The 20,621-nt window shown below is 72.9% G+C and carries 13 protein-coding genes; 6 read left to right on the top strand and 7 right to left on the bottom strand.

Going from position 1 to position 20,621, the window contains the following annotated elements; translation table 11 throughout:
• Positions 1-20 precede the first annotated feature (20 nt).
• Positions 21-770 (bottom strand): precorrin-4 C(11)-methyltransferase, encoded by a 750-nt coding sequence (cobM, locus tag AB0I52_RS28940; RefSeq protein ID WP_363077534.1) that lies wholly within the window; start codon positions 768-770, stop codon positions 21-23.
• The gene (gene cbiE / locus AB0I52_RS28935) at positions 767-2,029 is read right to left on the bottom strand and encodes a precorrin-6y C5,15-methyltransferase (decarboxylating) subunit CbiE (protein ID WP_363077574.1); all 1,263 of its coding nucleotides are present in this window, start codon (positions 2,027-2,029) and stop codon (positions 767-769) included. Before cbiE ends, cobM begins: the two co-directional genes overlap by 4 nt.
• A 179-nt stretch (positions 2,030-2,208) precedes the next feature.
• Here cbiE and tsaD point away from each other — a divergent pair, with 179 nt between their 5' ends.
• Positions 2,209-3,276 carry a tRNA (adenosine(37)-N6)-threonylcarbamoyltransferase complex transferase subunit TsaD gene (gene tsaD, locus AB0I52_RS28930; RefSeq protein ID WP_363077532.1) on the top strand — a complete coding sequence of 356 codons (1,068 nt, stop codon included), beginning with the start codon at positions 2,209-2,211 and terminating at the stop codon, positions 3,274-3,276.
• A 39-nt stretch (positions 3,277-3,315) separates the two neighbouring features.
• Here the strand turns inward: tsaD and AB0I52_RS28925 are convergent, their stop codons facing one another.
• The gene (locus tag AB0I52_RS28925) at positions 3,316-4,413 is read right to left on the bottom strand and encodes a hypothetical protein (protein ID WP_363077530.1); all 1,098 of its coding nucleotides are present in this window, start codon (positions 4,411-4,413) and stop codon (positions 3,316-3,318) included.
• Between the two features lie 424 nt (positions 4,414-4,837).
• Here AB0I52_RS28925 and AB0I52_RS28920 point away from each other — a divergent pair, with 424 nt between their 5' ends.
• Positions 4,838-5,341, top strand: a complete 504-nt coding sequence (locus tag AB0I52_RS28920; RefSeq protein ID WP_363077528.1) for an esterase-like activity of phytase family protein — start codon at positions 4,838-4,840, stop codon at positions 5,339-5,341.
• Positions 5,342-5,495: 154 nt separating this feature from the next.
• Here AB0I52_RS28920 and AB0I52_RS28915 read toward each other — a convergent pair whose 3' ends face one another.
• The 3 genes from AB0I52_RS28915 to AB0I52_RS28905 all read right to left on the bottom strand — a co-directional run bounded on the left by AB0I52_RS28915 (position 5,496) and on the right by AB0I52_RS28905 (position 7,689).
• Positions 5,496-6,017: a hypothetical protein gene (locus AB0I52_RS28915; RefSeq protein WP_363077526.1), complete on the bottom strand. Its 522-nt coding sequence runs from the start codon at positions 6,015-6,017 to the stop codon at positions 5,496-5,498.
• Between the two features lie 185 nt (positions 6,018-6,202).
• Positions 6,203-7,078, bottom strand: a complete 876-nt coding sequence (locus tag AB0I52_RS28910) for an ABC transporter permease (RefSeq protein WP_363077524.1) — start codon at positions 7,076-7,078, stop codon at positions 6,203-6,205.
• Complete coding sequence (locus AB0I52_RS28905) at positions 7,075-7,689, bottom strand: ABC transporter ATP-binding protein (protein ID WP_363077522.1); 615 nt, start codon at positions 7,687-7,689, stop codon at positions 7,075-7,077. The genes AB0I52_RS28910 and AB0I52_RS28905 overlap by 4 nt, the downstream gene beginning before the upstream one ends.
• 409 nt (positions 7,690-8,098) lie before the next feature.
• Between AB0I52_RS28905 and AB0I52_RS28900 the strand changes: the two genes are divergently transcribed.
• A complete protein-coding gene (locus AB0I52_RS28900) occupies positions 8,099-9,466 on the top strand; it encodes an NAD(P)-binding domain-containing protein (RefSeq protein ID WP_363077520.1) in 1,368 nt (455 codons plus the stop codon).
• 18 nt (positions 9,467-9,484) lie between these two features.
• Here AB0I52_RS28900 and AB0I52_RS28895 read toward each other — a convergent pair whose 3' ends face one another.
• Positions 9,485-10,831 carry a wax ester/triacylglycerol synthase domain-containing protein gene (locus AB0I52_RS28895; protein WP_363077518.1) on the bottom strand — a complete coding sequence of 449 codons (1,347 nt, stop codon included), beginning with the start codon at positions 10,829-10,831 and terminating at the stop codon, positions 9,485-9,487.
• Positions 10,832-11,684: 853 nt separating this feature from the next.
• Here AB0I52_RS28895 and AB0I52_RS28890 point away from each other — a divergent pair.
• Genes AB0I52_RS28890 through AB0I52_RS28880 form a run of 3 tightly spaced genes read left to right on the top strand, consistent with a single transcriptional unit; the run spans position 11,685 to position 20,602 of the window.
• A complete protein-coding gene (locus AB0I52_RS28890; RefSeq protein ID WP_363077516.1) occupies positions 11,685-12,833 on the top strand; it encodes an SDR family oxidoreductase in 1,149 nt (382 codons plus the stop codon).
• A 33-nt stretch (positions 12,834-12,866) separates the two neighbouring features.
• Entirely contained in the window at positions 12,867-14,450 is a 1,584-nt protein-coding gene (locus tag AB0I52_RS28885; protein ID WP_363077514.1) for a PfaD family polyunsaturated fatty acid/polyketide biosynthesis protein, read from the top strand.
• Positions 14,451-14,506: 56 nt separating this feature from the next.
• Positions 14,507-20,602: an SDR family oxidoreductase gene (locus AB0I52_RS28880; RefSeq protein WP_363077512.1), complete on the top strand. Its 6,096-nt coding sequence runs from the start codon at positions 14,507-14,509 to the stop codon at positions 20,600-20,602.
• The last annotated feature ends 19 nt before the right edge of the window (positions 20,603-20,621 follow it).

The following is a 20,621-nucleotide window of genomic DNA, read 5'->3' as shown; positions in this document are numbered from 1 at the left end:
CCGCCGGGGTGCGGGCGGCGTCAGCAGACGTGCCGGTCGCGTCCGGGCGAGTAGAGGTGACTGTCGCGGAACTGATCGGCGCCGAGCGTGCGGCCGACCATGATGACGGCGGTACGGATCACGCCCGCCGCCTTCACCTGCTCGGCGATGCCGTCGAGCGATCCGCGCAGGATGAGCTCGTCGGGACGGGAGGCGAGTGCGACGACGGCGGCCGGGCAGTCGGCCCCGTAGTGCGGCAGCAGCTCCTCGACGACCCGGTCCACGTACTTGGCGGCGAGGTGCAGGACGATCAGGGCCCCGCTGCGGCCCAGTGTCGCCAGGTCCTCGCCCTCGGGCATCGCCGTGGCACGGTTGGCCACCCGGGTGAGGATGACGGTCTGGCCGACCGTGGGCACGGTCAGCTCCCGCTTGAGTGCCGCCGCGGCGGCCGCGAACGCGGGTACGCCAGGGACCACTTCGTAGGGCACGCCCGCCTCGTCGAGGCGCCGCATCTGCTCGTTGACCGCGCTGAACACCGAGGGATCGCCCGAGTGCAGCCGCGCCACGTCGTGACCCGCCCGGTGCGCGTCCGTCAGCTCGGCCGTGATCCGGTCGATGTCGAGCTGCGCGGTATCGATCAGCCTGGCTTCCGGGGGGCATTCGGCGAGGAGTTCGGGGGGCACCAGGCTGCCCGCGTACAGGCACACCCCGCAGGCGGCGAGCAGGCGCGCGCCCCGCACGGTGATGAGGTCGGCCGCGCCCGGACCCGCGCCGATGAAGTACACGGTCATCTGTTGTCTCCTGATTGTTCTGCGCGGGCCTCCACCGGGAGTCCCGCGGTCGGGCTGATCGGGGGCTTGCGTACCGACCACTGGGTGACCGGCATCGCCTGCCGCCAGCCGGTGAAGCCGCCGACGGGCACGGCGTGCGCGACGGCGAGACGGACCAGCTCACCGCCGCGTCGGCGGTACTGCTCGGTGAGCAGCGCCTCGGACTCCAGCGTGACGGTGTTGGCGACCAGACGGCCGCCGGCCGGCAGCGCGTCCCAGCACGCGTCGAGGAGGCCGGGCACGGTCAGCCCGCCACCGATGAACACGGCGTCGGGCGCGGGCAGTCCGGTCAGGCTGCCGGGGGCCCGGCCGGTGACCACGCGCAGGCCGGGCACACCGAGGTGTTCGGCGTTGCGTGTGATGCGCTCCGCCCGCACGGCGTCGCGCTCCACGCTGATCGCCCGGCACGAGGGGTGGGCGCGCATCCACTCGACCGCGATGGACCCCGAACCACCGCCGACGTCCCACAGCAGCTCGCCCGGGGCCGGTGCGAGCACGCCGAGGGTCGCGGCCCGGATGTGGCGCTTGGTGAGCTGGCCGTCGTGTTCGTACGCCTCGTCGGGCAGGCCGGGGACGGCGCCGAGGCGCGGGGTGCCGGGGGCGCTCCGGCACTCGACCGCGATGACGTTCAGCGGATCGCCGGGCGGGTGCGCCCAGGAGTCCGCGGTTCCGTCGGTACTTGCCTCGTCCTCGCCACCGAGCTGTTCCAGGACGCGGAGCGGGCTCGGTCCGAAACCGTGTTCGCACAGCAGCGCGGCTACCACGGCGGGGGTGCCGGCGTCCGCGCTGAGGACCAGCAGCCGGCGGCCGTCGTACAGGGCCGCGGCCAGCCGGGCCGCGGGCCGCCCGACCAGAGTGATGACCTCGGTGTCCTCAAGGGGCCAGCCGACGCGGGCGCAGGCATAGGACACGGACGACGGGTGCGGCAGGACGCGCAGCCCGTCGGCACCGAGCACTTCGGTGAGCGCCCGGCCGATGCCGTAGAACATCGGGTCGCCGCTGGCCAGTACGGCGATCCTGCTCCCCGCGTGCGCGGCGAGCAGGCCGGGTACCGCGGGCCGCAGCGGTGAGGGCCAGGCCACGCGCCGTCCCGCGCACTCCGGCGGGAGCAGGCCCAGTTGACGCTCACCGCCGATCAGGACCTGCGCGGCGACGAGTGCCGAGCGTGCCGTGTCAGGCAGGCCCGACCACCCGTCGGCTCCGACTCCCACGACGCTCACTGCAGGTGGAACGGGGTGGGCGGCGGGTTCGGGAGTCACGGACGATACCTCGGTGTTCGGGGGCTGGCGCACCCGAACTCTACTGTCCGGCGTCGGCCGGTCACCGGCCAGGTGGACTTCACCTACCCTTATTGCAAACGGTGCGCAACTAGTAGCAGAAGGCAGGAGGCCGGGTTGGTATGGAGTCTCCACTGGTGCTGGGCATTGAGTCCTCGTGCGACGAAACCGGCGCGGGTCTCGTACGCGACGGGCGGCTGCTCGGGCACGTGGTCGCGTCGAGCATGGACGAGCACGCGCGATTCGGCGGAGTGGTCCCGGAGATCGCCGCACGGGCGCACGTGCACTCCTTCACCCCCGTGGTGCGGGAGGCACTGGACCGGGCCGGGCTGCGGATGGCGGACATCGGGGCAGTGGCCGTGACGACCGGGCCCGGCCTCTCCGGCGCGCTCCAGGCGGGCCTGGCCGGTGCGAAGACCCTGGCGTTCGCCCTGGGCGTGCCGCTGTACGGGGTGCACCACCTGGCCGGTCACGTCGCCGCCGACACCCTGGAGCACGGGCCGCTGCCCGATCCCTGCATGGTGCTGATCGTCTCGGGCGGCCACACCTCGCTGCTGCTCGTACGCGATCTGGCGCGGGACCCGATCGTGCACCTGGGCGACACCATCGACGACGCGGCGGGCGAGTGCTTCGACAAGGTGGCCAGGGTGTTCGGGCTGCCGTATCCGGGCGGTCCGGCCATCGACCGCGCCGCGAGGGAGGGCGATCCGCACGCCGTGGCGTTTCCCCGGCCGCTGACCGGGCCACGGGATTCGCGCCACGACTTCTCCTTCTCCGGGCTGAAGACCTCCGCCGCACGCTGGGCCGGGCAGCACCGGTTGCGCGGTGAGGAACTGCCGCTGGCGGACGGGGCGGCCTCGCTCCAGGAGGCCGTGGCCGACGTACTGACGCGCAAGGCGGTCGCCGCCTGCCGTGAGCACGGGGTGGGAACGCTGGTCGTGGTGGGCGGGGTGGCCGCCAACTCCCGGGTGCGGGCGCTGTCCGAGGAACGCTGCCGGGCCGCCGGGATCACCCTGCGGGTGCCCCCGCTGAAGCTGTGCACCGACAACGGCGCGATGATCGCGGCAGTCGGCGACCTCCTGGTCCGAGCGGGAGCCGAACCCGCCCCGCTGGACATGTCGATCGACCCGTCCGCCCCTCTGGAGTACGCCGCCCTGCACCCCGTCGCCCGCGCCGTCGGGGCGGCGTGAGGGGTTCCTGATTCGGCGGCCCCTGTCGGCGGAAGCCGTTCACGCCGCCTCCGTCAACTGGCGGGAGACGTAGGTCATGTGCTGGCTGTGGCCGGCCTGGATCCACGTTCCCGCACCTCCTGTCCCTTGTGTGCCGGTGCCCCGCGCGCACTGTTCGAGCCAGCAGTCGCCGTCGCTGAACCCCGCGCCGCGGTACTCCCGCGTCTCGGTGATCTGCCGCGCGAGCGACCTGATCCCCGCCGCCCGGTCCTCCCCGTCCGTTGCGGCCTTGGCCAGGAGGAAAGTGCGTTCCGTCGTGTACCGCAGGAGCCCCCACGGCGGGCCGCCTCCCCCGTCAGTCGGATAGTCGGCACCACGTGTGTGCTGAGCGCCGTAGTCGCCGTAGGTGAGACGCGGCACCACCGCTGCCCCGGCGTGCAGCATCATGTGCAGGATGTCCCAGTCGAAGCGGTGGGGTTCGGTCATCGCTCCCACGGCGAGATCGGTCACCGAGCACGGGACCGATCCCGCGAGGACCACCACGGTGCGCCAGCGATGGAGACGGCCGAGCAGATCCCACGCACGGAGCGCCCACTTGTCGGCCTGGTGGTGTTCATCGGTCACCTCCCCCAGGTCGAGCAGGAGATCGAGCGGCACGGTGCCGGCCCGCATGCGGTCGATCATGCTCTGGACGGCTTCGGACCGGCGCTCGTCGGGCAGTTCCGGCACCTGCACACGGATGCCCAGGCCGTTGCCACTCGCACGGGCAACCTCCGCAGCCGCTTCCTGCTGCCAGTCCGCTCGTTCGATCCCGGTCACCGGCCTCAGCGGACTGGCAGGCAGGTAATTCCAGAGCCCCGAACGGACGGGCCATGCCTCGTCCTCCACGTGGAAGGCGTCCACCCAGGCCGGGAGCGCTTGCTGCGCCTGCATGATCGAGACCGTCCTGCGGCGCACATGCGCGGCGAGGGCATCCTGGTTCCGGTCGTGCGGAACCGTCGGCCGCCGGCCGAACGGGCGGACCGGCCCCGTCCTCGGAGGGATCGTCCACAAAGGGGCGGTGGTCGCGCGGACCCACGGTTTCAGCCGGGCGTACGCCATGAGCGCGCTGCGTCGCGCCGGCAGGGCGGGTACGTAGATCGGTAAGGAATCCGCCATCTCGAACAGCCCCCGTCTTCCCCGCGAGAACGTCCTGTTCGCAGGGTCACCCGGGGCAGCCGGTACCGATAGAGGGCGTGTCCGGCCAAGGCCGGTATCGCGCCATCATCGACATGTTGACGGGCGACCTGGCACCGGCTGTGCGGGCGGTCCCGCTACCGCGGTGCAGCCCAGGCAGCGCGCGGGCTGCGGAGTGGACCCGTGATCCCGCCACCGGCCGGACCACCAGCGTCAGGGCACCCAAGTCCTGGCTGGGCAATGGAAGCTGGACCGTAAATGAACTCACTCCATTGCGCCACCCCATCACGCTGATGGGTGACTGCGCTCGGCGCTTCTGGCGGGCCAAGAGCATCTCCATGAACTCTCCTTGATCCGCCGCGCGTGTGTCGCGGCCGTCGTACTCGCGGCGACGGTGGCTCCGGCCGTGGCAGCACAGTCGGGTGGCAGCGACACGCGGGGCGGCACGGCCGCCCTGTCCGACATCGGGGCGAAGGCCCGGCTGCCGGACGAGAAGACCGTTCCGCACAAGCTCTCCTTCCGGGGCACGACGGTCGGCGGGCTGTCCGGGATCGACCGGGACCCGTGCACGGGCGAGTACGTCGCGATCAGCGGCGACCCCAGCCGCTACCTCGTCCTCGAACGCACCCGGGTGGCAGGCGCGGGCTACAAGATCCGCCTCTTCGACGCCACCACCCGCGGCGCCACCGACGTGCAGCACGTCGATTCCCTCAAGGGACAGAAGATCGTCCCGATGCGCAAGAAGCTGGTCGCGGACCTGGCCGACGTGGGCCTGTCCAGGATCGACAACACCGAGGGCATGACCTGGGGTCCGTCCCCGCCGAACGGCGAACGCACCCTGGTCCTGGTCAGCGACGACAACTTCGCCGAGGACGAGGTCACCCAGTTCGTCGCACTCGGCATCCGCTGAGCCACCGGTGGCCGGCGGACCGCCCAAGGGCTGAGGCTCCCCGCCGGCGCCGGCGGTGGTCCGTCCCGCCGCGCCATGGGCCGGCTTCCGCCCGTGACGCGGCATCACGCCGGGCCTGCCCACCCGTGCAGCCGGCGGACCGCCCGGTGTTCCGCTACCAGCCGGCCTTCACCCCGTCGTAGGCCGCACGGCAATCGGCGTTGGTGGCCTCGGCGGCCAGCTTCGTCATGGAGTTCTTCCAGACCTTCTTGGCCAGGTTCTCCAGCTCCCGCGTCTCGGCGGGTACGTTCGGGGCGTACTTCTTGATCGTCGCCATGGAGGACTTGGCGAACTTGTTGCACGCGGGGCCGGCAGCGTTGCGGTAGCGGGTGTCCAGGTCCGTCGCGACCGCCTGCCCGTTCTCGGTCGCCCAGGTGTTCCAGGCCGCGCACGCCACCTCGGTGAGGGCCTTCTGGTCGGCCTCGGTCAGGCCCATGATCTCGACCAGCATGGTGTTCTGGACCTTGTCGGGGACCGTGAAGTTCGCGACGGGGAACTTGTCGAGGGTTCCGAGCAGCGCCTCCTGACAGGCGGGGGGCAGCGGGGCCGCCTGTGCGGTGGAGGGCACGGCCAGTGCCGATCCGGACAGGAGAGCCGCAGTAAGGACAGTGCGCTGGACGGTACGCGAAAGACTCATGGGGCAGTGCTCCTCGCACGAAAGGGCATGTCGGTCCGGGCACCGCGTCAGCGCCCGACGGCTACAGAACGATCACCGTCTTCCCCAGGTCACGGCTTCTGTCGTCGGGACAGCCGATGGCACACAGTGTCGTCGCCCGTCCGTGTGACGAGCGAAGACCCACGGAACGGCCGGTGGTCCGGCGGTCATGTGGGCCGTACGCGCTCCGCGGACGAGCCGGGCTCCGGCGAGGTCAGGGGTCTGTCGGTGCCCTCCGCCGTCCCGCCCGCGGAAGCAGCCGGAACCCATGGCTTCCGTTCCGGTGGGAGCGCGTTCCGGGTGCGCCGACGGAAGACCAGGAACCCGGCCGACGCGGCGCCGATGAGCCAGAGGAACTGGATCACGAGGCCCTGGACGGCCGATGCGTCGGAGAAGGCCGCGGACATGCTGGCCTGCACAGCTCCGTACGTCGGCAGGAAGCGCACGACGGCGCTGTCCGACCCGGAGCTGGAGAGGGGGTTCTGCAGGGCGACGTCGAGGATGCTGATCATCAGGATGGCGAACATGCCCTCCACCTCTCGGCGGAGTACCGATCCGAAGACCACGCCGAGCGCGCCATAGGTCAGGGCGGCGCAGAACAGGGCGGCCGCGAGCATGACGGGCTGCCGCGGCGGCCAGGCGCATCCGACGGCGGCCGTGGCGTACGCGGCGACGGCGGCGCAGACCAGCGTGAGCGCGGAAAGCTTGGCGAGGACGAGGTGATACCGCGGGTATCCCGCCATGGCCAGGCGGCGGTCGAAAGCGCCGCCCGTGAAGGTGGCGGCGAACATCATGAACCCGGCGATCAGGGTGACCGCGTTCAGTGCGCCGGTGATCTGGGTGAGGTGATTGCCCGGCGGGGACAGGACCTCACCGGTGGCCCGGAGCCGGAAGGGGGCCGGCCGGTCGGGAATGGTCACATAGGCCAGGCCGATCCATACGGGGATGTACACGACCACCAGCAGCATCGCGAAGTGGTTGCGGGCATGTCCGATCAGCGCGTACCGGGACGCCGTGGCGAACAGGGACCAGTGCCGTCTCATGCCGCCGCCTCCGCACACCGTTCCTGCCCGTGCAGGCGCCCGCCCTCCAGGCGCCACAGCACGTCCAGCCGGTCGATGTCGTACGCCAGGTGCGAGACGACGAGCACCGAGTGCCCGGCGTCGCGCAGCTTCGTCGCCAGCTCCCAGAAGCGCAGATACGTCTCCCAGTCGAAGCCCTGGTAGGGCTCGTCCAGCAGGAGTACGTCCGGATCGTGCATGAGCGCCAGGGTCAGGTTCAGCTTCTGTCGCGAGCCCCCGCTGAGCAGGCCCGCACGCTGGTCGAGGTACTCGGTGAAGGCCAGGACCTCCATGACCTCTTCGGCCCGCCGCAGGTCCGCGAGCCCGAACGCCTTCTTGAAGAAGTCGAGGTGCTGGCGGACGGTGAAGGAGTCGTTCAGCACTACGGACTGCGGGCAGTAGCCGAACCCGCCGTTGTGCCGCACCGAGCCGCGGTCCGGCCTGAGTTCACCGGAGAGGATCTTCAGCAGAGTCGTCTTGCCCGCGCCGTTCTCCCCGACGATCCCGGCGAGGACGCCGGGCCGTAGCCGAAGGTCGACGCCCCGGAGAACGGCGTGCTGCCGGTAGGAATGGTGCACATCTGTGACGTCCATCGTGTTGCTCCGTCGTACCAGGTCTTCCTGATGGCCGCGGAACCGGTCCGCGTCTTCCGGTCGGCGGGGGCCTCCGGTTGGCCGCTCGGCGGCGGAACCGGTCCGCTGCTGCCCAACGAGCAGGCCGAGCAGCGGAAACGGCGCCGGAGGCGCGCCCGCTGCCCGGCGTCAATCCCGTGCATGACGTGTCACCCGCGCGATCATGTCTGTCCCCGAACAGCGGCCCCGAGGCCGCGGGGTGGCTAGCGTGACCGGGGCCGGAGTTCCGCAATCAGGTCCACGAAGGTTCCGGGCGGAACCGGCCCGCCCGTTCGGAGGCGGCGGACCGCCCCCGCGGTCCCGTTCCACGCGCGCACCGGCGACGTCGCGCCGTACGAGGGAAGGTCAGTCAGCCATGCGGAGAACGTGCGTGATCGGAGCGGGCCCGTCCGGCCTGGCCGCGAGCAAGGTCCTTGCCTCGCGCGGCGTTCCCTTCGACTGCTTCGAGGCCGGTTCGGGCATCGGCGGGCTCTGGCGGTACGGCAACGACAACGGCATGTCGGGGGTGTACGCGTCGCTGCACGCGAACATCTCGAAGGAGAGCATGTCGTTCTCCTCGCTGGCCATGCCGGAGACCTACCCGGTCTTTCCGCACCACAGCAAGGTCCTCGCCTATCTGGAGGACTACGCCGCGTCGTTCGGTCTGCACCGCCACATCGCGCTCGGCACGGAGGTCACCTCGGTGCGGCCCCTGGACGACGGCGGCTGGGAGGTCGCCCGCCGACGCCGCGGGGACACGGCGGCTGATGTGCGGACGCAGCGCTACACCGAGGTGGTCGTGGCCAACGGGCACCACTGGGACCCCCGTCTCCCGGACCCTCCCGTGCCCGGGGCCGAGGACTTCGACGGGCCCGCTGTCCACTCGCACGGCTACCGCTCCCCCGAGCCGTACGCCGGCCGGCGGGTGCTGGTGATCGGTATGGGCAACTCCGCGTGCGAGATCGCGGCGGAGATCTCCCGTACGGCGGCGCGGACGTTCCTCTCCGCACGCGAGGCGGTGCATGTGTTCCCCAAGATGCTGCTCGGCCGGCCGGCGGATCACTTGGTGTGGAGCCCGCTGTCCGGCCTTCCGCGGTTCCTCAAGGACCCGGCGATGGCGCTCCTCCTGCGGCTGACCCGTGGCGCCCCGGCTCACTACGGGCTCCCCGAACCGCTCCGCGGCCCCCTCGCCGCTCACCCCTCCACCTCGGACGAACTCCTCGTCCAGCTGGCCCGGGGCGCGGTCACCCCGAAGCCCGGCGTCAGCTCCTTCGGCCGGGACACGGCGGCCTTCACGGACGGCAGCCGCGAACCCGTGGACGCTGTGGTGTACGCCACCGGCTACTCCATCTCCTTCCCCTTCCTGGCCCCCTCCGTCTTCTCCGCCCCGGACGGCCGCACGGAGCTCTACCTGCGCACGATGCCGCCCCGGCTCCCCGGGCTCTACTTCATGGGGCTCGCCCAACCCGCCGGTGAGGCCTTCCCGTTGCTCGAACCGCAGGCGGAGTGGATCGCCGACCTGATCGAAGGAGCGGTCGCCCTGCCGTCGCCGGCGGACATGACGCGGGCGATCGCCCGCGACTGGCAACTCCATGACAGAACCTATGTGTCCACCTACCGTCATGGGATCGAGATCGACGTCCGCTCCTACCGAAGGGCCCTCCGTCGGGAAATCCGAGCGGGCAGACGCCGAGCACGCGGTGCGGTACCGCTCCTGTCCGGAGTGGCCGGTCCCGCTCCGGCGTCCGACGCCGTGTGATCCGCTCCGTCCGGACTCTCACTCGATAACCGGCGCCGAGCTCTCCTCCAGCTCAGCCACGGCCTGCTCCCACAGCTCCGGCAGCAGTTCCCCCAGCGGAAGGGAGCGGTCGGCGACGAAGGACACCTCGGCCCAGTCGCCGAAGAAGGACAGCCCGACCCCGAAGAGGTGTCCGGGCACGAGCAGGGGCAACAGCGCGGTGCCCGTCACCTGTGTCTCCCCCAGGCTCCCCTTGTCGGCGAGCGGCATGGAGGTGGTCATGACGTTGGTGACGCGTGGGGAGAGCATCCTTCGCAGGTACCACTCGGTGGGGCGGCCCGGCATGAAGCGGACCAGGTCCTGGATGGCCTGCCGCCATGCCTCGCCCCGCAACTTCCGGGTCGCGGCCATGACATGGTCCAGTCGCCGCAGGGACGCGTCACCGTCCCGGGACCCGTCCGGGTGTTCCGAGACGGTCCCCACCGGCAGCTCCAGCGGCAGGGCGAAGAGGCGGTTTCCCCACGTCTGGTCCTCGTCGGGGCGGCGTGCGTCGACAGGCAGCACAGCCGTCACCCGAGGCAGCGGTACGCCGGAACGGGCCGACCAGACCGACAACGCCCCGGCGAGTGCGGCCAGATGCACGTCGTGGGCCGAGCCGCCGCGCGCGGTACCGATCCGGCGGAGGGTATCCGCCGGTACGCGGCCCCGCGACAGCCGCCGCTCCCCGGAAGGAGTGAAGGCGGCGTCCTGGCGGTGACCGCGAACGGCGAGGGAACCGGCCACGAACTTCGTGGCCAGCCCGACAGCCGCACCCACCCGCCGGGGCACCCCGGCCCGACGGCTCCGGCCCGGCACCGGGCGCGCCGACGGCTCCCCCTCGCCCAGCATGGCCCGGAAGGTCATGGCGGCGGCCGAACCGTCCTGGCAGGCGTGATGGAAGCGGTAGCACACGGCGTACGCGTCGGGTTCGTGGCCGTGGATCAGCCACATCCCCCAGTACGCGCCGGGCGCGAACGGGGCGTTGAGCGCGGTGTGCAGGGCGGAGTCCCACCCGGCGGGTCCGGCGGCGACCACCTCGTGCACATGCCGGTCGACGGCGAAATCCGCGTCCGGTTGCCACCGGGACCGCCGACCGCCCTCGACCCGGCTCGTGAGCAGAGGCAGCTCGCCGAGGCGGAAGCCCACGTACGCGCGAAGGTCCGCCAGGGTGGGGGGCGGACCGCTGAGGTACGCGACGCCACCGGCGTCCCAGCGGACGTCGGGCCGACGGCGCTCCAGGCTGAGGAAGGCGCGGTCGACCGAGTGGGTGGGGTGGCGGGGAGAAGGGACAGACTGATCGAGCCGGACGGGCGGGGCGGACCTGGTGGACTGCTCTAGATCAGGCATGGGGCTTCGGGGCTCCGATTCGGGCCGAGGGCGAGCGCGCTGAAGGCAGGCAAGAGGGACGGGGGTAACGCGAGCGGACGGACGACAGGAGGCCACCGGCGCCGGGCAGCCCACCCGCCCCGGCCGGCCGCAGCGCACCGGTGCCCGGACCGGCCGACCATCAGGATGCCCCCCGGCCGGAGCTGATCCGTCCGGTACCCGCATCCCCGCTCCGGCCTCGTTGGCCGGATTCCTGTCGGGACGTCGGGCCGGCCGTATCCGCCCTCAGGCCTCCGCGACTCCCGGTTTCCATGCCGTGACCGGCCTGCTGCCCCGGCTGCCCGCAGCCGCCGACGACACGGCGGACCCTGGCTGACCGATCCAGGACCCCCGCCGGAAAGTTCCCTCGAAAGGAGGACGGGGCTCCGCTCGCCCCCTTACGGCCCCGGCTGTGTCCTGCCGCCGGCCGCGCCGCCCCGTACGTCCGGGCGGCCTGGCCGGCGGCGGGATTCCTCGGAACCGTGCAGGCGCGCGCGGGTCACGGTGCGGCGTACTTCGTTCGGGTGAGCAGAGGGAATCGAGGCTCGCGCCCCGCCCGCCGTCTGACATTGTGTGCCGTGCACCGGAGGTCACCGGGCCCAGGGAGGGCCTGAGGAACCCCGGCGGGACAGGGGGCGTCGGAGAACCGGCGAGCACCAGCCGGACCGGCCGGACGAGCCGGGCCGTGCGCGGTGCGACCGCCAGTGGCACCCCGCGTCGCAGGACGACCGGTGGCGTCCCGTTTCCCCCGCTTCCGGTCGCCGCAACGGCGGCACCCCAGCCTCTCCGCGCGCGGTCGCGGCCCGCCCCTCACCCTGCCCTTGGAGCCGCACTCGTGCACGTCGCCCTCACCGGCGCCACCGGATTTCTCGGACTGCGCCTGTTACGTCGTCTGCTCGACACCCACCGGTCGGTGACGGTCCTTGCCCACACTGGTTCGGGGAACGCCCTGCGCCGCATCAGCCGGTTCTTCGAACTGACGGGCTCGCCCGAGGAGTTCACCGCCGGGCTCCCCGATCGGTTGCGGGTGGTGGAGACCGATCTGGCACTGCCGCGGCTGGGGCTGTCCGGACGGGCGTTCCAGAAGCTGGCCGACGGCCTCGGCGCGATCTGGCACAGTGCGGGCAGCATCAATCTGGAAGGGGACCTTCCCGAGCTGCACCGGACCAACGTCGAAGGGACCCGGCACGTCCTGGAGTTGGCGGCCGCGGGCCGTCGGAAGCCCGTGGTCCATCACGTGAGCACCGCGTTCGTGGCCGGGGCCCGGCGGGACGGAGTGGCGTACGAGGACGAGCTGGACGATGCCCGCGGCTTCGAGAACGCCTACGAACAGTCCAAGTACGAGGCGGAGCTGCTGGTACACGCGTGGTCCCGGGAGCACGGCCGCCCGGTCCTGGTCCTGCGGCCGAGCATCCTGGTCACGGACCTGCCGCCGCACCCCGAGCTGCCCTCGCATCCGCTGCTGGTCATCGAGCGGATCCTGCGAGACGCGCGACGTGCCGCCGGCCCCGCGAGCTCCGGCCCGGCCGGTCGGCTCCGCGTCCGAACGGTGGGGCATCCGCACGGCCGGCTGAACCTGTTGCAGGTGGAGCACGCGGCGGAGGTCATGGTGCGGCTGGCCGGCCTGGCGCCCTCGGGCGGGGTCGACACGTATCACGTCGTCCATGACCGCGACGTGCCCGTACCGACGGTCGTGACCCTCCTGGAACGGCTGGTCCCGCTCTCGATCGACCTGGTCGCCACCAAGCCGGACGCCCCGTCGGCGCTGGAGGCGCTGCTGGACTTCTACCCGGGCATGACGGCCTACCTCGCCCATCGGCGGCGGTTCGACGACACCCGGGTCAGGACACGGCTGGGGCCGTCGGCAGCCTCCGCCCCGGTGGGCCTCGACTACCTCTGGTCCGGTCTGGCCCCGCGGGGCCAGGCCCTCTCCGGGCCGCCGGACATCGCCCCGGCCGTCTTCCCGTCCGCCTCGTACGCCTGACCAGCAGACGTCCTCTCCCGTTGGAGCCTTTCCGTGTCCGTCCTCGCAGTCGCCGGCTCCCCCGCCGCGTCCCCGCCGGTCTTCTCGCCCGAGGGGATCACGGCCCGTGCCCGGCGGATCCGGGAACCCGTCCACGTCGTCAGCGGGCCGGACCGCCGTGAGCTGGGGCTCGCGACCGGCCCCGTACCCGGCGGTCAGGTGCTCGGTACGCTGCCGCCGCTGTACCCCGAGTGGCTCGGCGGGCGCACCTTCTGCGAGGCGCACGGCGTCCGCTTTCCCTATGTCGCCGGTGAGATGGCGAACGGCATCGCGACCACCCGGATGGTCTCGGCGATGGCCGGGGCGGAGATGATCGGCTTCTTCGGCGCCGGCGGTCTGGCCTACCCCGAGGTGGAGCGGGCCGTGCACACGCTGGCGCACGAGCTGGAGTCCCGCCCGAACTGGGGCGTCAACCTCATCCACTCACCGGCCGAGCCGGCACTGGAGTCGCGCGTCGCCGAGCTGCTGCTGCGCTGCGGTGTCCCCCGGATCTCCGCGTCGGCGTTCATGGAGCTGACCCCGGCGGTCGTGCTGTGCTCGGCCCACGGTCTGCGCCGGGGCGCGGACGGCCGCATCGTCCGGCGTACCGGCCTGCTCGCCAAGGTCTCCCGGCCCGAGGTGGCCGAGAGGTTCCTCTCCCCCGCCCCGCCCGCGCTGCTGGGCCCCCTCGTCGCTCAGGGGAAGCTGACCCGGCAGGAGGCGGAACTGGCGGCCCTGGTGCCGGTGGCCGAGGACATCACCGTGGAGGCGGACAGCGGTGGGCACACCGACAACCGGCCGTTGTCGGTCCTGCTGCCGAGGATCGCCGCCCTGCGTGACGCGCTGTGCCGGCGGTTCGGCTACGGCCGGCCGGTCCGGCTCGGCGCGGCCGGCGGCCTCGGCACACCGGAGGCGGTGGCCGCGGCCTTCGCCCTCGGCGCGTCCTACGTGGTCGTCGGGTCGGTGAACCAGACGGCCACCGAGGCGGACCTGTCCGACGAGGCGAAGGCGATGCTCTGCGACGCCGACATCTCCGATGTGGCCATGGCGCCGGCGGCCGACATGTTCGAGCTCGGTGTGAAGCTGCAAGTGCTCTCCCGGGGAACGATGTTCGCCCAGCGGGCCGGCCGGCTCCACGCTGCGTACCGGGCCCACGGTTCGCTGGAGGAGATCCCGTCCGTGCTGCGCGCCTCGATCGAGCGCGACGTGCTGCGCGCCCCGTTCGACGAGATCTGGGAACGTACGCGCGCGTTCTGGGAGCAGCGCGATCCCGCGGAGATCACCCGGGCGCAGGCCGACCCGAAGCACCGCATGGCCCTGGTCTTCCGCTGGTACCTGGGCAGTTCCAGCCGGTGGGCGATCACCGGGGAGGGGTCGCGGCGGGCCGACTACCAGATCTGGTGCGGGCCGGCGATGGGCGCGTTCAACCGGTGGGTGGCGGGCACCTCCCTGGCCGACCCGGCGCACCGGTCCGTGGTGCAGATCGCGCTCAACCTGCTCGAAGGGGCCGCCGTACTCACCCGCGCCCATCAACTGCGCACGTACGGCGTTCCGTTGCCGTCCGAAGCGTTCACCTACACGCCGTGCGAGCTGGCGTGAGCGGCACCGGCGCCGCCGAGGCGTCAGCGACGACCGCCCGACCCCCAGGAGAGTCCGTGCCCGGATCCACCCCCCGCCAGGTCCCCATCGCCGTGGTGGGTGTGGGCGCCCAGGTGCCCGGCGCGACGGACGCGGCCGGCTACTGGCAGATCGTCACCGGCGGTCTCGACCTGATCACCGAGGTGCCCGCCTCCCGCTGGCGTGTGGAGGACCACTACGACCCGGACCCGGCCGCCCCGGACAAGACATATGCGCGTCGGGGCGCCTTCCTCTCCGAGGTGGACTTCGACCCGATGGCCTACGGGGTGCCCCCCGCCAACCTGCCGGCGACGGACGCCTCCCAGCTGCTCGCCCTGATGGTCGCCGACCAGGTGCTGACGGACGCCGGCGGTCCGTCCGGGGTGGACCGGGACCGGACCGGCGTCGTCCTCGGCGCGGCCGCCCTGGAGCTCCTTCCGCACATGTACGGGCGCACCCAGCGCCCCGTGTGGCTCGCAGGGCTGCGGGAGGGCGGACTCGGCGAGGCCGAGGCGCAGGCCGTGTGCGACCGCATCTCGGCCCGTTTCGCACCGTGGCAGGAATCGACCTTCCCCGGGCTGCTCGGCAACGTCGTCGCGGGCCGGATCGCCAACCGGTTCGATCTGCACGGCATCAACCACACCACCGACGCCGCCTGTGCCAGCTCCCTGGCGGCCCTGTCGACGGCGGTCGGTGAGCTGTCCCTCGGCCGGGCCGACCTGGTGATCAGCGGAGGCGTGGACACCGGGAACGACATCGGCATGTTCCTGTGCTTCTCCAAGACACCCGCGCTGTCCCCCAGCGGGGACTGCCGGCCGTTCTCCGCCGCGGCCGACGGCACCATGCTCGGCGAAGCGGTCGTCATGTACGCGCTGAAGCGGTTGTCCGACGCGGAGCGTGACGGCGACCGGATCCACGCGGTCATCCGGGGCATCGGCACCTCGTCCGACGGCAGGAGTACGGCGATCTACGCCCCGCTGCCCGCCGGCCAGGCGCGGGCCCTGCGACGCGCCTACGAGGAGGCGGGCTACGGACCGGACACCGTGGAGCTGGTCGAGGCGCACGGGACCGGCACGAAGGCCGGGGACACCGCTGAACTGGCGGCGCTCGGCGAGGTGTTCGGCGCGTCAGGCCGTACGGACGGGCAGTGGTGCGCGATCGGCTCGGTCAAGTCGCAGATCGGCCACACCAAGTGCGCGGCGGGTGCGGCGGGGCTGCTCAAGGCTGTCATGGCCTTGCACCACAAGGTACTGCCGCCGACGGTCAAGGTCGAACGGCCGAACCCGGCCGCCGCCACCCCTGACGGCCCGTTCTACGTCAACACGGAGACCCGCCCGTGGGTACGGCCGGCCGGCCATCCGCGCCGGGCGTCGGTGTCGAGTTTCGGCTTCGGAGGCAGCAACTTCCACGTCACGCTGGAGGAGTACGAGCCCTCGGGCGCCCCGGGCCGAGCGGCCCTGCGCCACCGCTCCGCGCCGAGCGAGCTCGTCCTGTTCAGTGGCGCCTCCCCGTCGGACCTGGTGCCGCCGCGGACGGACGACGGACGTCCGCTGGCCGCGCTGGCACGGGAGAGCCACACCTCCTTCTCGTCCGCCGACCGGGTGCGGCTGGCCGTCGTCGCCACCGATGTCGAGGACCTGCGGGAGAAGTACGCGCAGGCGGTCGCGCTGATCCGGCAGCGACCCGGCACGGGGTTCTCGACGCCCAACGGTGTCCGGTACGCGTGCGGGGAGGCCGCGCCCGGCCGCATCGGCTTCCTGTTCCCGGGCCAGGGGTCCCAGTACGTCGGGATGGGAGCCGATCTCGCGATGCTGGCGCCGGCCGCGCAGGCCGTGTGGGACCGGCTGGGCGGCGCCCGCTTCGACGGGCGGCCCCTGCACCGGGTCGTGTTCCCGCCACCTGCCTTCACCGACGAGGAACGCACCGCCCGGCGGACCCTGCTGGACGCCACCGAGTGGGCGCAGCCCGCGCTGGCGGTGCACGCGCTCGCACTGCTGGAGGTGGTACGGGAGCTGGGGCTGCGGCCGGACTGCGTGGCGGGCCACAGCTTCGGTGAGCTGGTGGCGCTGCACTGTGCGGGTGCGCTGGACGCCGGGTCGCTGGTGGGTCTGGCCCGTCGCCGCGGCGAGCTGGTGCGGGACGCGGCGGTCACCCCGGGCGCGATGCTGGCGGTGTCGGCGGACCGCGCACACGTGGCGGAGGTGCTGGCCGGTGGCGGGTTCGGCGATATCTGGCCCGCCAACCACAACTCCCCGTGCCAAGTGGTGCTTTCGGGGTCGGTGGAGGCAGTCGTGCAGGCCGAGAAGGCGTTCTCGGCCGAGGGGACCGGCACCCGTCGGCTGGCCGCGTCGACCGCCTTCCACAGCCCGCTGGTCGCCCCGGCCGTCGAGCCGCTCGCCGCGTACCTGCGCACGGTGCAGCTCACGGAGCCCCGGATCGAGGTCTACGGCAACACGGACGCGGCACCGTACCCGTCGTCCCCCGATGAGGTGCGCCGCCGGATCGCCGCTCATCTCGCCTCACCGGTGCTCTTCCAGGACCAGATCGAGGCGATGTACGCGGCCGGGGTACGGACCTTCGTCGAGGTCGGCGCGGGCACCGCGCTGACCGGCCTGGTCGGGCAGATCCTCGGCGACCGCGAGCACGCGGCCGTTCCCCTGGACCGGCCGGCCCGGCCCGGGGCCGACACCCTGCACGCCGCGCTCGGTGAACTCGCCGTACGCGGCGTCCCCTTCGATCTCGACACTCTCTGGGCGCCGTACTCCCCGCCCGGAACCCCAGCGAAGGAGCACGAGCCCCGAATGACCGTGAAGATCAGCGGAGCCAACTACGGCCGGTTGCCCGCACCCGGCGCCGCGTCCGCCCAGCCGCCGTCCGCTCCGGAACGTGAGCCGGAACGCCGGCCTCAGCCTGCCCCCGTACCCGTACCCGCGTCCGACACCCCGGCGGTCCCCATGCCCGCGTACGCCCCCTCCCCCGTCCACACCCCGCAGCCGGCGGTGTACGGGACAGCTTCCACACCCTGGCAGCCGGAGCCCGAACCGGTGCACGAGACCGATGCTCCTCACGACGCCGGGGCCGGGGGCGCCGTCGACGGTGACTGGCTCGCCGCCGTCGAGAGCGTCCAGCGGCAGACGGCGGAGGCCCACGCGGCTTGCCAACGCATGCTGACGGACAGCCATATGGCCTTTCTGCGGATGACCGAGACGACCCTGGCCGCGATGCTCGGGGTGTCGCACCCGGGCGGAGTCACGGACGTACCGGCTCCAGCGGTGCCGCTGCCGCTCCCCCGCGCTTCGTCACCGCGGCACGTACCGGCCCCCGTCGCGCCGCCGGCTCCCGTCGCGACCGGTGTTCCGGCAGCAGCACCCGTACCCGCTCCCGCACCCGTCGAGGCCGCAGCGGCATCCTCCCCCGCACCGGATCCCACCCCCGCTCCCACCCCGGCACCCGCCGCTGATGCGGGGCCCCTGTCACCGTCGGAGCTGGGGGAGTTGCTCCTGTCGGTGGTCGCCCGGCTCACCGGCTACCCCGCCACCATGCTCAACCTGGACATGGAGCTGGAGGCGGATCTGGGCGTCGACTCCATCAAGCGCGTCGAGATCCTGTCGGTCGTACGCCGGCAGGTCGGTGACATGGCCGCGGGAGACGTCGGGCAGCTCGGCAAGCTCCGTACGCTGCGCGAGATCGTCGAGACGCTCACCGCCGGCGCCCTCGCAGTGGGGGCCCCCGCGGACGTGCTCCCGGACCTGGTCTCCGCCGCCGTACCGGAGGCCCGCGAACATGCCGGGCCCTCAGGTACCGCCGAAGCCTCCGCCGTCTCCGAGGTACCCGAGCTGCCCGCCCCGCGCGCCGGGTCCGGCGAGGAGACGCCGCTGACGAGGCTGGTACCGCGCGTGGTGGAGTCGCCGGCGTCCGGGCTGGCCACGGCGGGACTGCTGGACGGGCCCGTCGTGGTGACCGGGCAGGGCAGGGACGGGTGCGGGATCACCGGCCTCGTCGCCCGGAAGCTGACGGAGCGCGGCGTGGACGCCACCGCCGTGGCGGAGGTGCCCGCGGACGCACGCGGTGTCGTCCATCTCGGCGGGCTCACCGCGAGCGACGCGCCGGAGGAGGCGCGGGAGGTCCACCGGTCGGCGCTCCGCGCGGCGCGGGCGGTGGCGGCACAGGCTGCCGAGGGCGGCGGGCTGTTCGTGACCGTTCAGGACACCGGGGGCGATTTCGGGCTCGGGGGTCACGCGCCCGGCCGTGCCTGGCTGGGCGGGGTCGCCGGTCTGGCCAGGACCGCGGCGAAGGAGTGGCCGGACGCCTCGGTCAAGGTCGTCGACTGCGAGCGGGGCGGCCGGGACGACGAGGAGGTCGCCGAAGCGATCGTGCGTGAACTGCTCGAAGGCGGAGCCGACTCGGAGGTCGGCCTCCGCGCGGACGGCACCCGCGCCCTTCTGCGTATGGTGCCCGAGCCGATGACGCCCGGCGGCACACCGCGGATCTCCTCCGCGTCGGTGATCGTGGCCACCGGAGGGGCCCGCGGGGTGACCGCCGCGGCGTTGCTCGACCTGGCCAGGACCCACCGTCCGCGGATCGTACTGCTGGGCAGGACGGACCCGGCCACCGAGCCCGCCGGGCTGGCGTCGGCGACCGACGAACCGGCACTCACCCGACTGCTCGCGGAGCGCTCCGCGGGGGACGCGGCGGACTCCTCGCCCGCCCGGATCGCGGAGCGGGCCCGGGAGATCCTGGCCGCGCGCGAGGTACGGACGACACTGGCGGGGCTGGAGGCCGCGGGGTCACCCGCCCGGTACGTCCGGGTGGACGCTCGCGACGGTGACGCCCTCGCCGCGGCTCTGCGCGACGTGCGCGAGACGTGGGGGCCGGTCACCGGCATCGTGCACGGTGCGGGGGTGCTCGCCGACAAGCGGATCGCCGACAAGACCGACGAGCAGGCCGAGCTGGTGATGTCCACCAAGGTGGACAGTCTGCGGGCGCTGCTGGCGGCCACGGCGGACGATCCCCTGGACACGGTCTTCCTGTTCTCCTCGGTGGCCGCCGTGTTCGGCAACCCGGGGCAGAGCGACTACGCCATGGCCAACGAGATCCTCCATCAGGTCGCGTCGGCCGAGCAGACCCGCCGCCCCGGCTGCCTGGTGCGTTGCACGGCCTGGGGCCCCTGGCGGGGCGGCATGGTCACCCCGGCCCTGGCCGCGCGTTTCGGCCGCTCCGGGGTCCCCCTCATCCCCCTGGACCAGGGCGCTGCGGCTTTCACCGCCGAGCTGGACGGCACCGCCGACGAGGCCCGCGTCGTCCTGGCTGCCGGGAACGATCCGGCGGCCCTGTCCCCGGCCGGTGATCCGCGTCGCGCACAGCTGCTGGTCCGCTCGGACACGTGGCCGCAGCTGGCCGACCACGCGCCGGCCGGAGTTCCCGTGCTGCCCGTGGCTCTGGTCCTGAACTGGTTCGCGGGCGCGGCCGCGGCGTGGCTGCCGGCTGCCGGACAGCTCGTCCTGCGCGATCTGCGGGTGTACAGGAAGTACGCCCTGCCGGAACTGCCCGGCGTGGGCCACCGGCTCACCGTGCTCGGCAGCCGGGGCGCGCCCGGTTCGCCATCGGGCCTGGAGGCGGAGCTGCGGGGCGAGGACGGCCTGGCGCACTTCCGGGCCGTCCTGGACACCGGGGCCGTGGAACCCGATGCGGCCGCTTGGGACGCCCCGGACGGCCTGAAGCGGCCGGACCGGGGCGCGTTGTACGACGGGGAGGTCCTCTTCCACGGCCCCCGGTTCCGCGCTCTGCGCGCGGTGCGCGGTGTCTCGGAGCACGGAGCCGAGGCGACCGTCGCCGGCCTGCGCGCCCTGGACTGGGCGGGTGAGCACGGGCCGCTCGATCCGGCCGCGGTGGACGGCGCGCTCCAACTCGCCCTGCTCTGGGGTGAGGAGGTACTCGGGGCGGCGACACTGCCGATGGCTGTCGCCGAGTGCAGGGTGCACCGGCGCGGCCCGGTGGACGACACCGTGCGATGTGTGGTGCGGGGACGCAAGGCCCACGACACGGGGGCGCGCTGCGACGCGGCACTGATCGACGCCGACGGGTCCGTCCGGCTGGAACTGATCGGTGTCGAACTCGTCCGCCGCCCCTCCTGATCCCGACCCTTCCCCGGCC

The organism is Streptomyces sp. NPDC050423 (genome assembly GCF_040655445.1).
In the GTDB taxonomy this organism is placed as follows: Bacteria; Actinomycetota; Actinomycetes; order Streptomycetales; family Streptomycetaceae; genus Streptomyces.
The sequence above is the reverse complement of the archived record's forward strand: the minus strand, read 5'-3'. Positions and strand labels throughout refer to the sequence as shown.

Coding starts and splice junctions, on each gene's coding strand:
- AB0I52_RS28925 (WP_363077530.1), bottom strand. CDS start 4,413: ATGGCGGATTCCTTACCGATCTACGTACCCGCCCTGCCGGCGCGACGC.
- tsaD (WP_363077532.1), top strand. CDS start 2,209: ATGGAGTCTCCACTGGTGCTGGGCATTGAGTCCTCGTGCGACGAAACC.
- cobM (WP_363077534.1), bottom strand. CDS start 770: ATGACCGTGTACTTCATCGGCGCGGGTCCGGGCGCGGCCGACCTCATC.
- AB0I52_RS28910 (WP_363077524.1), bottom strand. CDS start 7,078: ATGAGACGGCACTGGTCCCTGTTCGCCACGGCGTCCCGGTACGCGCTG.
- AB0I52_RS28895 (WP_363077518.1), bottom strand. CDS start 10,831: ATGCCTGATCTAGAGCAGTCCACCAGGTCCGCCCCGCCCGTCCGGCTC.
- AB0I52_RS28905 (WP_363077522.1), bottom strand. CDS start 7,689: ATGGACGTCACAGATGTGCACCATTCCTACCGGCAGCACGCCGTTCTC.
- AB0I52_RS28915 (WP_363077526.1), bottom strand. CDS start 6,017: ATGAGTCTTTCGCGTACCGTCCAGCGCACTGTCCTTACTGCGGCTCTC.